This window comes from Deinococcus frigens DSM 12807 (genome assembly GCF_000701425.1).
Lineage (GTDB): Bacteria > Deinococcota > Deinococci > Deinococcales > Deinococcaceae > Deinococcus > Deinococcus frigens.
Genome location: NZ_JNIW01000028.1, coordinates 1 through 17,389 on the forward strand (window position 1 = coordinate 1; position 17,389 = coordinate 17,389).

The 17,389-nt window shown below is 60.9% G+C and carries 15 protein-coding genes and 1 pseudogene; 7 read left to right on the top strand and 9 right to left on the bottom strand.

Features of this window, described 5'->3' with window-relative positions; translation table 11 throughout:
- From Q322_RS22440 to carB, 3 genes and pseudogenes are all read right to left on the bottom strand, one after another.
- A pseudogene (locus Q322_RS22440) lies at nt 1-281 on the bottom strand (IS982 family transposase); the annotation flags it as partial.
- Nucleotides 282-484: 203 nt separating this feature from the next.
- A complete protein-coding gene (locus tag Q322_RS22445; RefSeq protein ID WP_084147940.1) occupies nt 485-2,806 on the bottom strand; it encodes an HsdM family class I SAM-dependent methyltransferase in 2,322 nt (773 codons plus the stop codon).
- On the bottom strand, nt 2,803-5,904 hold the full coding sequence (carB, locus tag Q322_RS0111045) for a carbamoyl-phosphate synthase large subunit (RefSeq protein WP_029477974.1): 3,102 nt from the start codon (nt 5,902-5,904) through the stop codon (nt 2,803-2,805). Before carB ends, Q322_RS22445 begins: the two co-directional genes overlap by 4 nt.
- A gap of 82 nt (nt 5,905-5,986) precedes the next feature.
- Here carB and Q322_RS0111050 point away from each other — a divergent pair, with 82 nt between their 5' ends.
- The 3 genes from Q322_RS0111050 (at nt 5,987) to Q322_RS0111060 (ending at nt 7,356) form a co-directional block, all read left to right on the top strand.
- Nucleotides 5,987-6,529: a GrpB family protein gene (locus Q322_RS0111050; protein ID WP_051668457.1), complete on the top strand. Its 543-nt coding sequence runs from the start codon at nt 5,987-5,989 to the stop codon at nt 6,527-6,529.
- A 78-nt stretch (nt 6,530-6,607) separates the two neighbouring features.
- Entirely contained in the window at nt 6,608-6,922 is a 315-nt protein-coding gene (locus Q322_RS20910; protein ID WP_034418360.1) for a hypothetical protein, read from the top strand.
- 8 nt (nt 6,923-6,930) lie between these two features.
- Nucleotides 6,931-7,356, top strand: coding sequence for a PIN domain-containing protein (locus tag Q322_RS0111060; protein WP_281173644.1), 426 nt, complete (start codon nt 6,931-6,933; stop codon nt 7,354-7,356).
- 79 nt (nt 7,357-7,435) lie between these two features.
- On the opposite strand, the gene Q322_RS0111065 is transcribed toward Q322_RS0111060, so the two are convergent.
- The 5 genes from Q322_RS0111065 to Q322_RS0111085 all read right to left on the bottom strand — a co-directional run bounded on the left by Q322_RS0111065 (nt 7,436) and on the right by Q322_RS0111085 (nt 12,276).
- On the bottom strand, nt 7,436-8,455 hold the full coding sequence (locus tag Q322_RS0111065) for an alpha-ketoacid dehydrogenase subunit beta (protein WP_029477977.1): 1,020 nt from the start codon (nt 8,453-8,455) through the stop codon (nt 7,436-7,438).
- Complete coding sequence (pdhA, locus tag Q322_RS0111070; RefSeq protein ID WP_034418365.1) at nt 8,452-9,600, bottom strand: pyruvate dehydrogenase (acetyl-transferring) E1 component subunit alpha; 1,149 nt, start codon at nt 9,598-9,600, stop codon at nt 8,452-8,454. The genes Q322_RS0111065 and pdhA overlap by 4 nt, the downstream gene beginning before the upstream one ends.
- 280 nt (nt 9,601-9,880) lie before the next feature.
- Entirely contained in the window at nt 9,881-10,792 is a 912-nt protein-coding gene (locus Q322_RS0111075) for a DUF4384 domain-containing protein (RefSeq protein WP_084147941.1), read from the bottom strand.
- A 137-nt stretch (nt 10,793-10,929) separates the two neighbouring features.
- Nucleotides 10,930-11,481, bottom strand: a complete 552-nt coding sequence (locus tag Q322_RS20915; RefSeq protein WP_034418376.1) for a hypothetical protein — start codon at nt 11,479-11,481, stop codon at nt 10,930-10,932.
- A 237-nt stretch (nt 11,482-11,718) separates the two neighbouring features.
- Nucleotides 11,719-12,276: an RNA polymerase sigma factor gene (locus Q322_RS0111085; RefSeq protein WP_034418380.1), complete on the bottom strand. Its 558-nt coding sequence runs from the start codon at nt 12,274-12,276 to the stop codon at nt 11,719-11,721.
- A 259-nt stretch (nt 12,277-12,535) separates the two neighbouring features.
- On the opposite strand from Q322_RS0111085, the gene Q322_RS0111090 reads away from it, so the two are divergent.
- Complete coding sequence (locus Q322_RS0111090) at nt 12,536-12,889, top strand: FUN14 domain-containing protein (RefSeq protein WP_029477982.1); 354 nt, start codon at nt 12,536-12,538, stop codon at nt 12,887-12,889.
- Between the two features lie 271 nt (nt 12,890-13,160).
- On the opposite strand, the gene pgi is transcribed toward Q322_RS0111090, so the two are convergent.
- Nucleotides 13,161-14,798, bottom strand: coding sequence for a glucose-6-phosphate isomerase (gene pgi / locus Q322_RS0111095; protein WP_029477983.1), 1,638 nt, complete (start codon nt 14,796-14,798; stop codon nt 13,161-13,163).
- Nucleotides 14,799-15,022: 224 nt separating this feature from the next.
- Between pgi and Q322_RS21750 the strand changes: the two genes are divergently transcribed.
- The 3 genes from Q322_RS21750 to Q322_RS0111110 all read left to right on the top strand — a co-directional run bounded on the left by Q322_RS21750 (nt 15,023) and on the right by Q322_RS0111110 (nt 17,350).
- Entirely contained in the window at nt 15,023-15,268 is a 246-nt protein-coding gene (locus Q322_RS21750; protein ID WP_029477984.1) for a hypothetical protein, read from the top strand.
- 145 nt (nt 15,269-15,413) lie between these two features.
- Nucleotides 15,414-15,596 carry a hypothetical protein gene (locus Q322_RS23350; protein ID WP_156953010.1) on the top strand — a complete coding sequence of 61 codons (183 nt, stop codon included), beginning with the start codon at nt 15,414-15,416 and terminating at the stop codon, nt 15,594-15,596.
- Between the two features lie 227 nt (nt 15,597-15,823).
- Complete coding sequence (locus Q322_RS0111110) at nt 15,824-17,350, top strand: carboxypeptidase M32 (protein ID WP_051668460.1); 1,527 nt, start codon at nt 15,824-15,826, stop codon at nt 17,348-17,350.
- The last annotated feature ends 39 nt before the right edge of the window (nt 17,351-17,389 follow it).

A 17,389-nucleotide genomic window follows, 5' to 3' on the forward strand; every position in this document is an offset into this window, starting at 1 on the left:
GTACAGACCTGTTCCAGCGTTTCAAGCAGACGATTAGCCCGGTTGAAGGCTTGCGTGTACGAGGGCAGACCGGGGCGGTCTGCCCTCAGATCACTCCACCAGACCGAGGGATACGCCTGCTTGTAGATCAAGCGTGCCAGCAAGAGAGCAATGAGCATGGCGTCGGTGACTTTCTGATGACGACACTTTTTGTGATCGCTGAAGTGCGTTTTGGCCCAGCGGTGAAGGGTGCGAATGTTGCGCCGACGGCCTAAACTGTGGTGGAGACGATATCTAGCCATATCGTCTCAATTTTTATCGTCTGGGAGCGGGAAAATCTACTCTGACTCAAGCCCTAAACGGGGTGGATTAACTCTCCGGCGCTTTCCCGGAGAGTTAAGGAATTAAGCGGAATCCGTATAACCCCAACACAGCGCCTGTCCCCACCACGGGCGAAAGCCGAAGCGGGAGCTTGGGAAAGCCTAGATTTGCTACTTCTATTTATTTAACCTATATCGCTATATTTCTCAACATCTTTACTGATTTTCTGTAAGTTACCAAGAATATCGATGTTATCATTTAGACTATTTTCTGGACTATCAACATATAATTCTTTCAATCTACCTTTGATTGCCATACGTCCATAAAAAAATCTCCATCTCTGTAAATTAATTTGCGCAACGAACCAAGCCATATCTCTTTTAGTCATTGCAAATTTAGGTGTCAGCACCCGAACGGCACTACCACCATTTCCTCTTGCCATAAACGGCCATGGTTGTAATGAGGCTCTGCCAAAAGCAGTAATAGTTATGCCTCCAGAGATGAAAACTTCCGATTCTATAGGTTCAATTAACCTGACTATACTATTATTTGGATCTCCACTTGAAATATATGGTAAGTGACCCTCTATGTAGTTTTTCTCGCCAGATGAACTGCCATTAGATATGGTGAAGAAATGGTCAAGTGGCATACGAGTATTTAGTGGTAAAGGCGGTAAGGTACTCCACTCACCTCCAAAATCATCCAACGCAATCTCCGATAGCTCTGGAAACTCCACTGCTGCTTGATAAATAGATTTATATACCTCTCTTTGGAAATTATTCAGTGTTAGATCGTCTATCTCTGGTTGAGGAAGCCATTTTTGAGGACTCCAGTCCTCGCCACCCGCAATCAGACTAGCAGCAATGGTGTGGGCAACATCAGAAGGATTTACTACTTTATCAATAAAGTCATGAAATGAATGTTTAACAGCTTCAAGTTGACTACCTGTGGTTTCCACTCTCTTGCCTTTAAGTTTGACATAGCCATCATTAAATATTCGCGAAATGAAGATATTCTCGGTCTGAGATTGTGGAATATGCGCTTGTAAAATTACTATTGATGTAGGAGCAGCAGTCGGATAAAACAAATCATCGGGCATACTTATTATGCCAATTAAGCTATGCGATTTTAGAAGATTCTTGCGCCAATCGGCATGATCCTCGTCGCAAAAAATACCAGCTTTTACGAGAACTACAGCCATACCTTCCGGTTTTAAGGCATCTAAAGCTGCATCAATGAAACGGCGTTCTGGCTCACCTTCTTGCGAGAATGGCGGGTTAAGAAATGCCTTATCAAATTTACCAGCAATTTTATCCTTGGAAGACTCATCTAAACTATTGCCAAACTCTATATTACTTTTACCATCGCCACGAAAAAACATATTTAAAGATGCAAGCGCCCATATAGTGGGATTTGTATCGTAGCCATAGATAGATTTTTTAATACTATCTTTAGTGGCTTCACTTTTAGCTTTTTGCATCATGTCATCAAATGACGAAACAAGAAATCCGCCAGTTCCTGACGCAATATCAATAACCTTGTCGGTTGAATTCAAACGAACTAGATCAATACAAAATTTTGTTATATGTCTAGGTGTGAATACGATTCCCAGGGCATTGTTGTCATAACCATACCTGAGAAACGCCTCATAGAACATTCCTAAAAAATCGGCATCCGTTTGAATGACCGATCTTATATTTAATTTTTTGAGTGATAAAATAATTCTTCTGGCAAATGGCTCGAGTCTATCGTAGTCACTACCAGTTAAAATTAGATTCTCAATCAATCGCTTCTTTTTACTTACCTCAATCCGAGAGGCCAAATTAATGGCTTCATCAACATGTGCGTTGATTTCTTCAAGAATATTCTCAGAACTCGGATTTACGTCTGAATTATACAAAGCTAGCGTCAATGCACCAATGACCTTGGGCCGAAGGGGAGCCTCAACTTTAGCAAGTCTCAATAACTCACTAATTTCGATGGCGGAGCTAATAAATTCAGAGGTTGTGGGAATGGAAACAGAAGTAGTAGCGTCTCCAGCACTCACCGCAAGCTCAACTTCTTTCCTCGATGGAATATTTGTAAGAGCATAGCCATGAGACTTCAGTTCTGCCCATGCAGATCCATCAAAGAAGCGCACCTCAACAGCGAAACCATCGTCGTCATCACCCGCCGCACCTACGGCTATCTTAATTTTATATTTTCCATCGCTGTTAATAGTATCGGCATATTCAACTGCTTCCTTGATAGCTAGATTAATAAGAGACAAATTATTTTTCGCCTCAACAACCATTATGGGATCACCATTTAAGGCTATTAAGAAATCTGGACGATCCAAGCCTAGTCCAACATCGCCAAGACTAGCTAGTATTTCGTTTTCTTCTAAGAAATCCCCCCCGTTATCCCAATGTCTAACGTTCCATCCACGCCTCTCTGCTTCTAATCTAATATGGTAACGCGCACGAGTTTCGGAGCGCTTATTTCTTCTCTTCACTTTGGCTGTCATTTGTCGCTTACATTACCAGACAGATTCCCAACCCACTCCTGCAAACTCGTAACTCCCAACTCTCCTGCCCTCACAGCGCCTGCAATCGCCTTCGCCGTCCACTCGGCGGCCTCGCGCGTACTCACGATGGGAACGCCCCGTTCCAGCGCCGTTCTCAGCAGGCGGCTTTCGGTGGCATCAATCAGCAGGTCAGGCAACTTATCGCCGTCCTGTTCGCGGATCACGCGTAGGCCCGCGCCCTCCAGCGTGGCGGCCATATCGTCCAGGCCGTCGCCCAGCAGCAGGGCGGTGCCGCTTAAGGGCAGGTTGTTCTTGGCCCCCAGTTGCGCCCGGTAGAACGCCAGATACGGGTCTGCGTCGATGCCCATGCTCTCGCCGGTGCTTTTCATCTCCGGCCCCAGGATGGGCAACACGCCCGCGAACTTCAGGAAGGGCAGGTGAACTTCCTTGACGCTGTACATGGGGGGAACCGGGGTCTCCAGCAGCCCGATCTGCTCCAGCGTGTGGCCCACGGCAATGCGGGCGGCACTCTTGGCGAGGGGATGGTTCACGGCCTTGCTCACGAAGGGAACGGTGCGGCTGGCGCGGGGGTTGGCCTCCAGGATGTACGCCACGTCGTCCTTGACCGCCCACTGCACGTTCATCAGCCCGCGCACGCCCAGCGCCAGCGCCAGCCGCTCGGTGTCGGCCTTCACGCGGGCCAGCAGTTCGGCAGACAGGCTGACCGGGGGCAGCACGCAGGCGCTGTCGCCGCTGTGAATCCCGGCAGCCTCCACATGCTCCATGATCCCGGCCACCACAGCCACCTGGCCGTCGCACAGGGTATCCACGTCCAGCTCCAGCGCCCCTTCCAGAAACTGATCGAGGAGGATGCTGGGCTGCCCTTCCACGGCGGCGTACACCTCGTCCAGATAGGTGGTCAATTCATCCATGCTGCGAACCGTCCGCATGGCGCGGCCCCCCAGCACGTAGCTTGGGCGGGCCATCAGCGGAAAGCCCAGCTTCTCGGCCAGCGCCTGCGCCTCGTTCGGCGTTTCTGCCACCAGTCCGCGTGGCTGCGGCAGGCCCAGGCGTTCGCACAGCGCGTTGAAACTGGCGCGGTCCTCGGCCTCGTCGATGGCGTCCGGGCTGGTGCCGATGATGGGTGCGCCCGCCGCTTCCAGCCGCCGCGCCAGCTTCAGCGGCGTCTGCCCGCCCAGTTGCACGATCACGCCCACGGGCTTCTCGTGATCGACGATGTTCATCACGTCTTCAAAGGTCAGCGGCTCGAAGTACAGCCGGTCCGCCGTGTCGTAATCGGTGCTGACCGTCTCCGGGTTGGAGTTGATCATGATCGTTTCAAACCCCGCTTCCTGCAAGGCCCAGACCGCGTGGACGGTGGCGTAATCGAACTCCACCCCCTGCCCGATGCGGTTGGGGCCGCTGCCCAGGATGACTACCTTGGGCCGGTCTGTGAGCGTGACCTCGTCCTCCCACTCGTAGGTGCTGTAGTGGTACGGCGTGTGCGCCTCGAACTCGGCGGCGCAGGTGTCCACCGTCTTGTAGACCGGGGTGGCTTTGGCCTCCTTACGCAGGGCGCGGACTTCCAGCTCCCCGAGGCCCATGATCTCGCCAATGCGGGCGTCACTGAAGCCCAGCCGCTTGACCTCGCGCCAGTACTCGTATTTCCACCCGGTGATCGGTCCCAGCTCCAGAATCTCGCCCTCGGCGGCCACGATCTCGTGGAGCTGGCTCAGAAACCACGGGTCAATTTTGGTGGCGTCGAACAATTGTGCAGTCGTCTCGCCGCGCCGCAGCAGTTCAATCACCGCTTCCAGGCGGCGCGGATTGGGGTAGAGGAGGCCGCGCAGTTCGTCCGGCGATAGGGCGGCAAACACCCCGCGCACGTCGCTCTCCACACTTCGCATAGCCTTTTGCAGCGACTCCTTGAAGGTGCGCCCAATCGCCATGACCTCGCCCACCGAGCGCATCTGCGTTCCCAGGTGATCGGAACTGCCGGGGAATTTCTCGAAGGCAAAGCGCGGAATCTTGGTGACCACATAATCGATGCTGGGTTCAAAGGCGGCGGGGGTGACGCGGGTGATGTCGTTGGGCAGCTCGTCCAGCGTGTAGCCCACCGCCAGCAGCGCGGCAATTTTGGCAATTGGATAGCCGGTGGCCTTGCTCGCCAGCGCTGAGCTGCGCGACACACGCGGGTTCATCTCGATCACAATCACGCGCCCGTCGTTCGGATTGACCGCGAACTGAATGTTGCTGCCGCCCGTCGCCACGCCGATCTCGCGGATGATCGCCAGCGACATATCGCGCAGGCGCTGGTATTCCACGTCGCTGAGGGTCTGCGCCGGGGCCACCGTGATGCTGTCGCCGGTATGCACGCCCATCGGGTCAAAGTTCTCGATGCTGGTGATGATGATGACCGTGTCGGCGGTGTCGCGCATCACCTCCAGCTCGTATTCCTTCCAGCCCAGGATGCTTTCTTCCAGCAGCACCGAGGTCACGGGGCTGTCGCGCAGGCCGCCCTCGGTGATGCTCAGAAATTCCTCGTAGCTGTGCGCGATGCCGCCGCCTGTGCCGCCGAGGGTGAAGGAGGGCCGGATCACCACCGGCAGGCCCAGTTCCTTCTGGTACTCGGTGGCCTCGGCCATGCTGTGAACCATCTTGCCCTTAGCCGTTTCAATGCCGATCTTCTTCATGGCGGCCTGAAACAGTTCGCGGTCCTCGCCCTTGTTGATGGCCTCCACGCCCGCGCCGATCAGCTCCACACCGTACTTGGCAAGCGTGCCGCGCTCGTGAAGTTGCATCGCCAGGTTCAGCGCGGTCTGGCCGCCCAGCGTGGGCAGCAGGGCGTCGGGCTTTTCCTTAGCAATCACCTTCTCCACAAATTCGGGGGTCAGCGGTTCCAGATAGGTCGCGTCGGCCAGGTCCGGGTCGGTCATGATGGTCGCCGGGTTGCTGTTGACCAGCACCACACGGTAGCCCTCTTTCTTCAGGGCTTTGAGCGCCTGCGTCCCAGAATAGTCGAATTCGGCGGCCTGCCCAATCTGGATGGGGCCGCTGCCGAGAATAAGGATCGTGTTCAGGTCAGTACGCTTGGGCATTCCAGAGAAGAAGTATGTCACGGGTGAGGATGGGGGGCGGGGGGTTTGGGTAGGTGAGGGAGGCGGCAGATAAACTCCGGGCATGAAGTTGAATGGTCTAGGTTCGGCCATCCAGACCGCCGAAGTCCAGCCACATGGCCCGGACTGGCTGGTGCGAGCGTCCACTGAGCTTGACCTGCTTTGTCGCACACTTGGCTCTGCCCTCTCCGCCGCCGAGCATTTTGGAAGCACCGCCGTCCCCGGTCTGGTCGCCAAACCGACGATTGATCTGATTACAGCGGCGGCCCTGTGGCCCTGGCCGGAACAGTTGCACGAGAGGCTCCGCACCGTTGGATTCCACTTTTACAAAGCTCCCAATCCCAGGTGGCGCATCTATCTCAAGGCGTGGGAAGGGCGGCAGCGTGGCTTTCACCTGCACATCGTTGAGGAGGACAGTTCCCACTGGAAGGAGCATCTTCTTTTCCGTGACCACCTGCGCCGTCACCCGGCAGACGCTGCTGCTTATGGGCAACTCAAACTGGAACTGGTAGCGGCGTATCCAGACCAGTTGGGCAGGTATCAGGCCGGGAAGGCGGAATTGGTGCGGGGAATCATGGGACGGGCCGAGGCTGAGGCAAGGGAGTAAATCCGCCTCCGTATCTATTCCCAATCTCAATTCTGGCTATACTGGTAGCCACTTAGTTAAATCTGTGGAGGCAAACTCATGACTGTTACCGCCAAAAAACCCAAATCTGAAACCCCGTCCACCTCGCCCCGGCGCGTGGGCATTAAGGAATTCAAGGACCGGGCGACGCAACTGTTGGCCGCAGACGAGCCGTTTGTGGTGGAGCGGCATGGGAAGCCAGTAGGCTTTTACACCCCTATTGTCGCCGCCAATGCCGCTCAGTTGAGGGAAGCACAGGACATTTTCAACACCCAGATGGAAGAACTGGCCGCAAAACTCGGCCTGAGCGTGGAAGCGTTGGAAGACGAGCTATTTGGCCCTGATTCTGCTGCGGCTCCAGCAGGTCGGCCCTGAAGCTTGTTCTGGACGCGAATGTTGTGGTGGGGGAATTGCTGAGGCGGCGAGGGCAGGAGCGGTTTGAAGTTCTGTCCGCCCAGATGTTCATGACCCCGCGCGTTGCCAGTGAGGCGGCCCATGAATTAAAACGTCGCCTGGAACCTGTGGCCCAGCGTGCAGGTTATTCAGATGAGGCGAAGCAGGCATGGTTGCTCAGAGCGATGTGGCTCCTTCAGCACCGTGTCACGGTGATGTCAGAGGTAACATTTCTCCCCTTTAAGGCCGAAGCCCGCCGCCGTGTTCCCGGCGATCCCGACGACTGGCCGACAGCAGCGTTGGCTCTCGCGCTGGATGCGGACATCTGGACGGAAGACAAACATTTCTTCGGCTGCGGCCTGAGCGTGTGGCGCACGGCTGTTTTGTATAGGGTTGTGGAGGGCGAAGAAGGCTGAAAGGGCGAGTTTTTCTGGGCCTGCCCGGTGGCTCCCTCACCCTTCCGCCACTTTGCGGCTCCCTCCGGGATTAAAAACCTCAGTACCCCATCACCGCTTTAATCGCCCTTGCCACCCGCACCGCATTCGGGCGGTATACATCTTCAATAGCGGTGAAGGGCGGATACGGCGCGTCAAAGCCAGTCACGCGGACAATCGGCGCACGCAGGTATTCGATGGCTTCCTCGGCAATGGTGGCGCTGATCTCGCTGTGAAAGCCTCCGGTGCGCGGAGCCTCGGTGACCACCACGGCGCGGCCCGTCTTCTGCACGCTGGCCAGAATGGTGTCGGTGTCCAGCGGCACCAGGGTCCGCAGGTCAATGACCTCCACGCCAATTCCGGCACTCTGGGCGGCGGCGGCGGCTTTCTGGGCCACCTCCACCATGCCGCCGTAGCAGATCACGGTCACGTCGTCGCCCTCGGTCACGATTCTGGCCTGACCCAGCGGAATGCGGTAATCGCCAGTCGGCACAGCTTCCTTGACGCTGCGGTACAGCTTGATGGCCTCAAAGAAGAACACCGGGTCCGGGTCATGGATGGCCGAGAGCAGTAGGCCCTTGGCATCGGCGGGAGTGCTGGGAATGACCACCTTGATGCCGGGGGTGTGCGCCAGGATGGCTTCGGGGCTGTCGGCGTGCTGTTCGGGGGTATGCACGCCGCCGCCGTAGGGAGCGCGGACCACCATCGGCAGGTGATAGCGGCTGCGGGTGCGGTGGCGGTAGCGCCCCAGGTGGGACAGCACCTGATCCAGCGCCGGGTATAGGAAGCCCGCGAACTGGATTTCGGCCACGGGCTTTAACCCGGCCAGCCCCATGCCGATGCCCATGCCCACAATCGCGGCCTCGGCCAGCGGGGTGTCGAACACGCGGTCCGCGCCGTATTTGGCCTGCAAGCCATCGGTGGCGCGGAAGACGCCGCCCATCACGCCCACGTCCTCACCGAAGATATGCACGGCGTCGTCCTGCTCCAGCGCCAGATCCAGCGCGTTGTTGATGGCGGCGATCATGGTCATGGTCTTGGTGTCGGCGGGAGTGTCGCTTTTAGATGCGGTGGCGGTCATGCGTTTTCCTCGCTCAGGCCCTGTTCATTCAAGATCTGTTCGCGCTGCCGCCGGAGCTGCGGTGTCGGCTCGGCAAACACATGGTCCAGAATCTCGGCGGGTTCGGGGTCCGGGTAGGCGTCGGCTTCCTTCAGGGCGGCTTCAAACTCGTCGGCCACCTCTTCCAGCAGCGCGGCCTCGGAGTCCCCAGTCAGCAACCCCTCGTTCATCAGGTGGGTTTGCAGCCTCAAGACCGGGTCCTTGGCGTCCCAACCCTCGTTGTCGGCGTCCGTACGGTAGCGGCTGGGATCGTCGGCCACGGTGTGCGGCTTGACACGGTAGGTGACGGTTTCAATCAGGGTTGGACCCTCGCCTCTACGCGCCCGCTCCACCGCCTCGCGCGTGACGTGATACGTCGCCAGCACGTCGTTGCCGTCCACGCGCACGCCGGGGATGCCGTAGCCCTCGGCGCGTTTAGATAGGTTGGTGGCCCTGGTCTGCGAGCGCGTCGGCACGCTGATGGCCCAGCCGTTGTTCTGGAGAATGAACACACAGGGAGCTTCCAGCGCCCCGGCAAAGTTCAGCGCCTCGTGAAAGTCACCCTCAGAGCTGCCGCCGTCGCCGATGTAGGCCATCGCCACGTTGTTCGTCCCCTTGCGCTTCTCGGCCAGCGCCGCGCCCACCGCGTGTGGGTACTGGGTGGCAATCGGGATGTAGAAGGGCAGCACTTTCAGGTTCTCTGGCATGGCCCAGCCGTGCGGCGAGGTCCGCCAGTATGCCAGCGCCCGCGCAATTGGCAGGCCCAGCGTCAGGGCCGCCCCCGTGTCGCGGTAGGTGGGGAACAGCCAGTCGTCGGCGGTCAGAGCGGCAGCCGTGCCCACCTGACTGGCTTCCATCCCGCCAAAGGGCGGAAAGACACCCAGGCGGCCCTGGCGGTACAGCACCCAGCCGCGTTCGTCAAAATGCCGCGCCCGGCGCATCTCGTGGTACAGGCGCAGGCGGGTCTCGGGGTTCGGCAACTCGCCCGCGCCCGTGCTGGTGCCGTCTGGCGCGATGAGCTGGAACATATTCCCGGCCTGCTCGTAGGCGGCGGCAGCGGCATCAAAGGCGGCGTCTGGAGGTGGTGGTGCAGGTGTGGTTTTCGGCTTGGATTTGGAACGGGTCATACAACCTCCGGTGAACGCTGGGGGACGAAGGCGAGAGGGCCGCCCGGACACACGGGGACGGCAGCCACGCCAATACTCAGGGCGCGCGGCGCTGGTTGAGCAGTCGGTTCACATTGGCAGGCAGGGGCATCGTCAGAAAGCTCCAGTGGGGAAAATCAGTGTCTGTCTAGCCTAGCAGATGACTCCGGCAGCGTTGGACGCTTCAGCACCTGCACAGGGTCAGAAAAAGAGGAAAAGAGGCCCCGCAAGGCCTCCTCTCAATTTCAGATGGTCAGTCTGCTCAGTCGCGTTCCAGCTTGATCTCCACACCTTTGCCCTTGCGCTCCACCTTGAGCGTGGCCTCGTCGTCGCCCCGGCGGTACTCGCTCTTGATCTCGCCCTGCTTGATTTGCAATTTGGTCTGCACGTAGCCCTCAGCCTTCAGGCGCGCGGCGTAGCTGTCATGCAGGGCGCGCAGGTCAGAAGGGACGCCCACCACGCCCTGCCATTTGCGGGCGTTGCCCCAGGGGTTGGCGGGCTGCGTGGGCACGGCGGGAACCGCCGCAGCCGTGCGGGCCACCACCTGATAGAACGCCGTGGCGCTGTCCCAGGTGTTCTGCGGCACCGGCGTGACCACGATGCTCAGCGCCTGTGCCAGCCCCTGCTGCCCCTTGACATTCACGTCCGCAAAGCTGTTCTGCCCGCTTTTAAAGGTGGCAATCTGCTTGAGGTCCAGTTCGGTCTTGCTCGCCAGCGCCAGCACCTTGTTCAGGCCGTAGGGCGCGGCGATGTCAAAGGTAAAGGGATCGCCCGCCGCCGGGAAGACCTTGACGGTGTTGGCCTTTAAAAAGTTCGCGCCGCCCTGGTACTTGTTGGGCAGAATCAGGTCCACCTGACCGTTGGGATCGACATTGAACAGGTAGACGTGGGCGTCCTGCGACACGCTGGCGTACAGGCGAATCCGGTCGCCGGGTCGGTACGACGGTGTGCGCGTGCCGCTGCTGTCGCGGTCCGTCCAGACCTTGACGTCCACTGTCGTCGGCACCGGATTGACGATGATGCTCTGGGCGCTGATCTTGGGCGCGGCGAGGGCGGGTCCGCCCAGGCCAGCCACCAGCACAACGCTGAGGCCAAGGGCGATCTTGGGCAATGTCAAGTTGGGCAGTGTCAAGTTGGGCAGTGTCAAATTGATGGGCGAGGGGGAAGGTTTCATGGCCCGAGAGTGCCCCCCCACCATGATCGCAGGCTGACCTGCGCCGTGAACTGGCGCACACCGTCGTGTAGAGCGCAAAAACAGAACAGAACCAGCCGAGGAACAGGTCCTGGCTGGCTCCGGTTTGGGGAGCGTGCTTAGTTGCCTTTACTGGCAGCCTGGGCGTCGTCCCTGAGATCCTTGGCTTTGACCTGCGCGTCCTGTTTCAGGTCGGCAGCGGCGTCCCTAGCCGCGTCCACGGCCTTTTCACCCGCGCGCTGCAACTCGCCGCCCGCGCGCTTGACCGCGTCGCTGGGGCTTTGGCCGTCCAGTAGGTCCGAGGCCGCGCCCTTCACGGCGTCGCCCGCGCGGGCCAGATTGCCCTTGACGCCGGGGTCCACCCGGACCAGCAGACCATCGATCTGATCGCGGACGCCCGGATTGCTGCGGTACAGCGCGTAGGCTCCGCCCGCCAGCAGCACCAGCATCCACGGAAAGCCGCCGCCGGAAGAGCGCTGCTTGCGGACCTTTTGCAGCTCCTGGCGAATATCTTTCAGGTCCTTTTGCTGATCGGCCAGCAGCGCCGACATTTTCTGCTGCTGCTTGACGAACGCCTTACTGGCCTCGATGGCGGCCCGGCCCTCCAGACGGTGGGCGGAGTCCTGCACGCTCTCCTTGACATCCTCGATCACGCTTTGAATGGTTCCCATGGTGGTCCTCCTGTAAAGAACAAGATGATTGGTCCGCTTCCACGGCCTCATTCCGCAGTGTCGTGAATGCGGCGGCCCGGATGCTGAAATCGGGCTTGGCTTTCCGCTGACGCGCGCTTGAGCAAAGCTCCATAAATGGGAGCAGTATGGGGGCGGCGATGGCCCGCACCAGAGCCGATCTGCCTGCGGTGCGGGACAGCCGTTGGGTGGGCGGGCAGATGGCCTGCTCTGGCCGCCCTAATTCACGTCGGCCACGTCGGCCAGCAACTCGGCCAGTTGCTCCTTGGCGCGGAAGACGCGGCTCTTGGCCGTGCCCACCGCCACGCCCTGAATGCGGGCGATGTCCTCGTAGGGCAGGTCCTCCAAGAAGCGCAGCACCACGGCCTCGCGGTAGTCCTCGGGCAGCTTCAGCAGGGCGCGCTGTACACGGTCCTGGGCGTCGGCGCTCTCGGCGGCCCGCACCGGGGAACGCGCTTCAGAGGTGACCTCGAAGCCCACGTCCTCGCGCGCCTGCTCCAGGCTGAAGCGCTGAAGCTGCTTGCGGCGGTGCGACTCGATCTGGGTGTTGCGCGCCACCTGATACAGCCACGGCAGCACCCGCTCGCCGGGCCGAAAGGTGCGGATGCTGCGCCAGGCGCGGTAAAACACTTCCTGGGTCAGGTCCAGGGCGTCTTCACTGTTGCCCTCCAGACGGTACAGGTAACCGTACATGCGGCCCTCGTACTCCTGCACGAAGGCGTACCACGCGGCCTCATCGCCCGACGTCAGCCGTCCCAGCAACTCCGGCGAAACCACATCGGCAGCGGGGGTGGGTACAGCGGCAGGATCGGGCGGCGAGGTCACGTCCTGCACACCATACCGTCCCGGCGGGGATCAGGGCATCCCACTTATGGACCGGCCCAGCGTGGATCGGCTCAGCATCCAGCCGTGGAACAGTCAGGGGGCAGACCGTCTTCCTGAGCGGGCCAGACCCTCAGATTCCTTCGGGGCATTCGCGCTAGCATGCCACACCGACAGGCCCCCGGCCACACCCCTTCCGTGATGACACTTTTTGATGACCACAGCCCCCGCACCCTCCACTGACCCCGGCTTCCTGGATGCCCTGCGCCCGCTGCTGCCGGACCTGAGTGTAGGCGCGCTGCTGGGCTTTGCCACCGCGCTGGCCCTCAAGGCGGTGGGGCGCATCGTGCTGATCGTGGTGGGGTTGCTGTTCATCGCGCTGCAACTGCTGTCATATTTTGACCTGATCAGCATCAACTGGCTGCATCTGCAATCGGTGGCCGAACCCGCCCTGAAGCAGGGCAGCGAACAGGGAGCCGCGTGGTTCCAGCGCGTGCTGCTGGCGAATCTACCTTTTGCCGGGGCGTTCACGGCGGGCTTTTTGCTGGGCCTGCGAATGCGGGTGTAGGCGAGGGCCTCAGCGCCCGGTCAGGAGCGCCCGCAATTTCTCCAGCTCCCCTTCCACCTGCCAGCAGGCGGACAGCGCATGGGCGCAAACAATCCGCAGATTCCCGGCCTTCTCTGCTGACCGGGCGCTTCCCCGCAGGATCGCGCGCTGAAGGCTGGTCTGCGTGCCCTCTGGTTTAACCGGGAGGAGAGGACTCCGCCACTGGCGGGAGTGCCACAGATTCAGCGATTGGCCGAACTCTCCCGGCTGATCTGAACAGCTTCGGGGAAATCTAACGCCGTTCCCGGTAGCGCCGGATCAGCGTATTGGTGCTGCTGTCATGCGCCAGCTCCGGCTCCGCGCCCGCCTTCAGCTCCGGCACGATCTTCCCTGCCAGCACCTTGCCCAGCTCCACGCCCCACTGGTCAAAGGAATTGATGTTCCACACGGCCCCCTGTACAAAAACCTTGTGTTCGTAGAGGGCGATCAATGCACCCAGCGTGCGCGGCGTCAGTTTATCGGCCAGGATGGTATTGGTGGGCCGGTTGCCGTCGAAGACGCGGTGCGGGGCCAGCGCGGCGTCTACCCCCTCGGCCAGCACAGCGTCCAGCGACTTGCCGAAGGCCAGCGCCTCGGTCTGCGCGAAGACGTTAGCCATCAGCAGATCGTGGTGCGGCGGGCCATCTGGCGTGGGCAGCGGGTTGAGGGTCTGGCAGAAACCAATGAAGTCGCAGGGAATCAGCTTGGTCCCCTGATGGATGAGCTGGTAAAAGGCGTGCTGGCCGTTGGTCCCCGGTTGCCCCCAGATCACCTGTCCGGTCTGGTAATCCACCGCCTGACCGTCCAGGGTGATGTGCTTGCCGTTGCTCTCCATGTCCAGTTGTTGCAGGTAAGCCGGGAAGTATTGCAGGTACTGGTCATACGGCAGCACAGCGTGGGACTGTGCATCGAAGAAATTGTTGTACCACACGCCCAGCAGGCCCATCAGGACTGGAAGGTTTTTCTCCAGCGGCGTGGTGCGGAAATGCTCGTCCATCTCGTGAAATCCGGCCAGCAGCTCCGTGAAGCCGTCGGGGCCGATGGCCAGCATCAGGCTCAGGCCAATCGCGCTGTCCATGCTGTAGCGCCCGCCCACCCAGTCCCAGAAGCCGAACATGTTGGCCGTGTCGATGCCGAACTTCTGCACGGCGTCGGCGTTGGTGGACACGGCGACGAAATGGCGGGCGACGGCGGCCTCGTCCTTCAAGGCGGCCAGCAGCCACGCGCGGGCCGAAGACGCGTTCGCCATCGTTTCCTGCGTGGTAAAGGTCTTGCTGGACACAATAAACAGCGTTTCTGCCGGGTCCAGATCGCGGGTCTTTTCCACCAGATCGGTGCCGTCCACGTTGGACACGAAGCGCACCGTCAGGTCACGCTGGGTGTAATGCTTGAGGGCTTCGTAGGCCATCACCGGCCCCAGATCGCTGCCGCCGATGCCGATGTTCACGATGTTCTTAATGGGTTTGCCGGTAAAGCCCGCCCACTGCCCGCCCCTGAGCGAATTGGCAAACGCCGCCATACGGTCCAGCACTTCATGCACGTCCGGGACGACGTTCCGGCCATCTACCACAACTGTCGCGCCCTTTGGCTGACGCAGGGCGGTATGCAACACGGCGCGGTTCTCGGTGACATTGATGCGTTCCCCAGCGAACATGGCGTCGCGCCTGGCCTCCACGCCGGTCTCGCGCGCCAACTGAAGCAGCAGTTGCAGGGTCTCGTCTGTCACACGGTTCTTGCTGTAGTCCAGATAAAGACCCGCACCCTCGGCGTTCAGGCGCTCGCCGCGCCGATCATCGCCCCCGAAGAGGTCACTCAGCCGGGTGTCCTTCATCGTCCGATGATGTTCGGTTAAGGCCGTCCAGGTGGGCATTTCGGTCAGGGGAGTGGGCATGGGAAACCTCCGTGGGGGTGGGGGTGAGGGAGCCGGGACAGGCGATCTGGAACAGTCCCCAGGAGCATAGCGCCCACCCCAGGCCAGGAGGCAGGCCGCACCCACGCCCCAGATCTGACCCGAATCCAGCGCCATTGCCCCCATTCTTTAAACGAGACTGGAGCCGGGCACGGCGGCCCGCCCCGTCAGAGCGTTGTGCCAGACCGTCTCCTAGACTCCCTTCCATGATCAGGTCCTTTGATTCAGGCCAGCAGTGGAACCTTCAGAATAGGACGGTGCTGACCAGTCCTGAACTGGATGGGTCTCACCCCGGCCTGGCAACCCAGACCCTGGAGGCCCAGTCCCTGCGAGTCCAGCCGCTTCAGACCTGCCCGGAAAGTCTGACCCGCGCCCTGCTGGCCGAGGAAAACCGCCAGACCCTGAAACTGGTGGGCCGCCTGCGCTGGGCCACCGGAGTCGCCAGGAACTGAACCGCTTTCCCCCGGCAACTTCGCCCCCTCTGGCCGCGTAATCTGCCCCAGAGGGGGTGAACGTTGCCGGGCATCTTTCTGATGCGGCGTGCGGCCTGGGCTGCTCCTGTTGGGCGGCGCTGGACGTGATCTGGGTGGCTATGACGTGACCGCAAACCACCCCGGCGCGGGCGCTACCGCCTCGTGGTTCACGCTGCGCGCCCTGATCCATTTCTCCACGTTTTTTGGACTGTCCGGGGTACCGGGCGGCTCGACTGGCGTTTCGGGGGCCGGGCAGTTCGCCGTGGCGCTGGACTGCGGGCTGGCGGTGGGCGGTTTCACGGCGTAGCTGTTCCGGCTGGCCCGCACGCGCCACGAGGTCAGCAGCGGTCCGGGCCGTGTGGCCGTGACCGTCTCCAGACAGGTCACGCAACTGGCTGCACCCCGGCGACGCGGTGAGCGTCATCGGCCAGGTGATCGGTCAGGAAGGCAGCGTGCTGGAGGTGAAGCGCTGGGACGGGGCTTGAGGAGTCCAGGATTGTGCCTCAAGCGCTGATTCTGGCGTTACCCTGAAGCATGACCACCAGCGAATCCACGCCCGACGCCCCGATTGAGCAACCCATGACCGAACTGCGCCGCCGTCTGGGCCAGGTGTCCGATCTGGGCGCGGCGGAAGCCCTGATGTCCTGGGAGCAGGAAACCAGCATGCCCGACGAGGCCGCCCGCGTGCGGGGCCTGCAACTGTCCACCCTGGCGGGCCTGACCCACGCGATGTTTACGGACGACAAGACGGGGGAACTGCTGGACGCCGCCGCCCCCGATAGTGAAACGGATCAGGCCATCGTGCGCGTGACCCGGCGTGATTTTGGGAAGGCCACCAAACTGCCCACCGAGTTCGTGGAGGAACGCACCCGCGCCCAGAACGAGGCCCACCACGCCTGGATCGCGGCGCGTAAGGGCAGCGACTTTGCCACCTTCGCCCCGCACCTGGAGCGCATGCTGGACCTGGCCCGCCGCGAGGCCGACTTGCGCGGCTTTCAAGAACACCCCTACGACGCCCTGCTGGACAACTACCAGCCGGGGATGCGCGCGGGGGCGGTGGGGACCATCTTCGCGGATCTGCGGAACCGTACCCTGCCGCTGCTCAGGCGCATTGCGGCGGCGGACGACGCGGCGGATTACAGCGTGCTGACGCGCCCCTTTCCCGCCGAGGCGCAGAAAGCCTTCGCGTGGCGGGTGGCGGGCGAGGCGTTCGGGCTGAACGGTGATTTTGCCCGCCAGGACGAGAGCGCGCATCCCTTCATGACCAATTTCAGCCGCAGCGATCTGCGGATCACCACGCGGGTGGAGCTGTACTGGCCCGCCTGCCTGTTCGGAACGTGGCACGAGACCGGCCACGCCATGTACGAGCGCGGCGTCTCCGAGCGCTGGGAACGCACCCCGGTGTCGGGCGGCGCGAGTCTGGGCGTCCATGAAAGTCAGTCGCGCCTGTTCGAGAACCTGCTGGGCCGCAGCCTGCCGTTCTGGGAACGCTACTTCCCGCAACTGGTCCAGGCCGCGCCGGAGGTCACCGCCGGGCTGGACGCCGCTGGCCTCTACCGCGCCGTCAACCGCGTCAATCCCAGCATGATCCGCGTGGAGGCCGACGAGGTCACCTACAACTTCCATATCATGCTGCGCTTCGAGCTGGAACTGGCGCTGCTGGAGGGCACGCTGAAGGTTTCGGAGCTGCCCGAAGCCTGGAACGCCAGGATGGGGGAAGACCTGGGCCTGACCCCGCCCAACGACGCGCAGGGCGTGTTGCAGGATGTTCACTGGTCCGCCGGGCTGATCGGGTACTTTCCCACCTACGCGCTGGGCAACCTGCTGAGCGTGCAACTGCTGGAGGCGGCGCAGGAAGACGCAACTATTACCGAGGGTATCCAGAACGCCGAATACGCGCCGCTGCTGGCGTGGCTGACCGAGAACGTCTACAGGTTCGGGCGCAGCCTGACCCCCACCCAGATTACCGAACGCGCCACCGGACGCCCGCTGAGCGCCGATCCGTACGTGGCGTACCTGCACCGCAAGTACGGCGAGATCTACGGGCTGGAGGAAAGCTAGGAACAGAGGAACAGAAAAGCGGCCCAGACACTGAGTTCT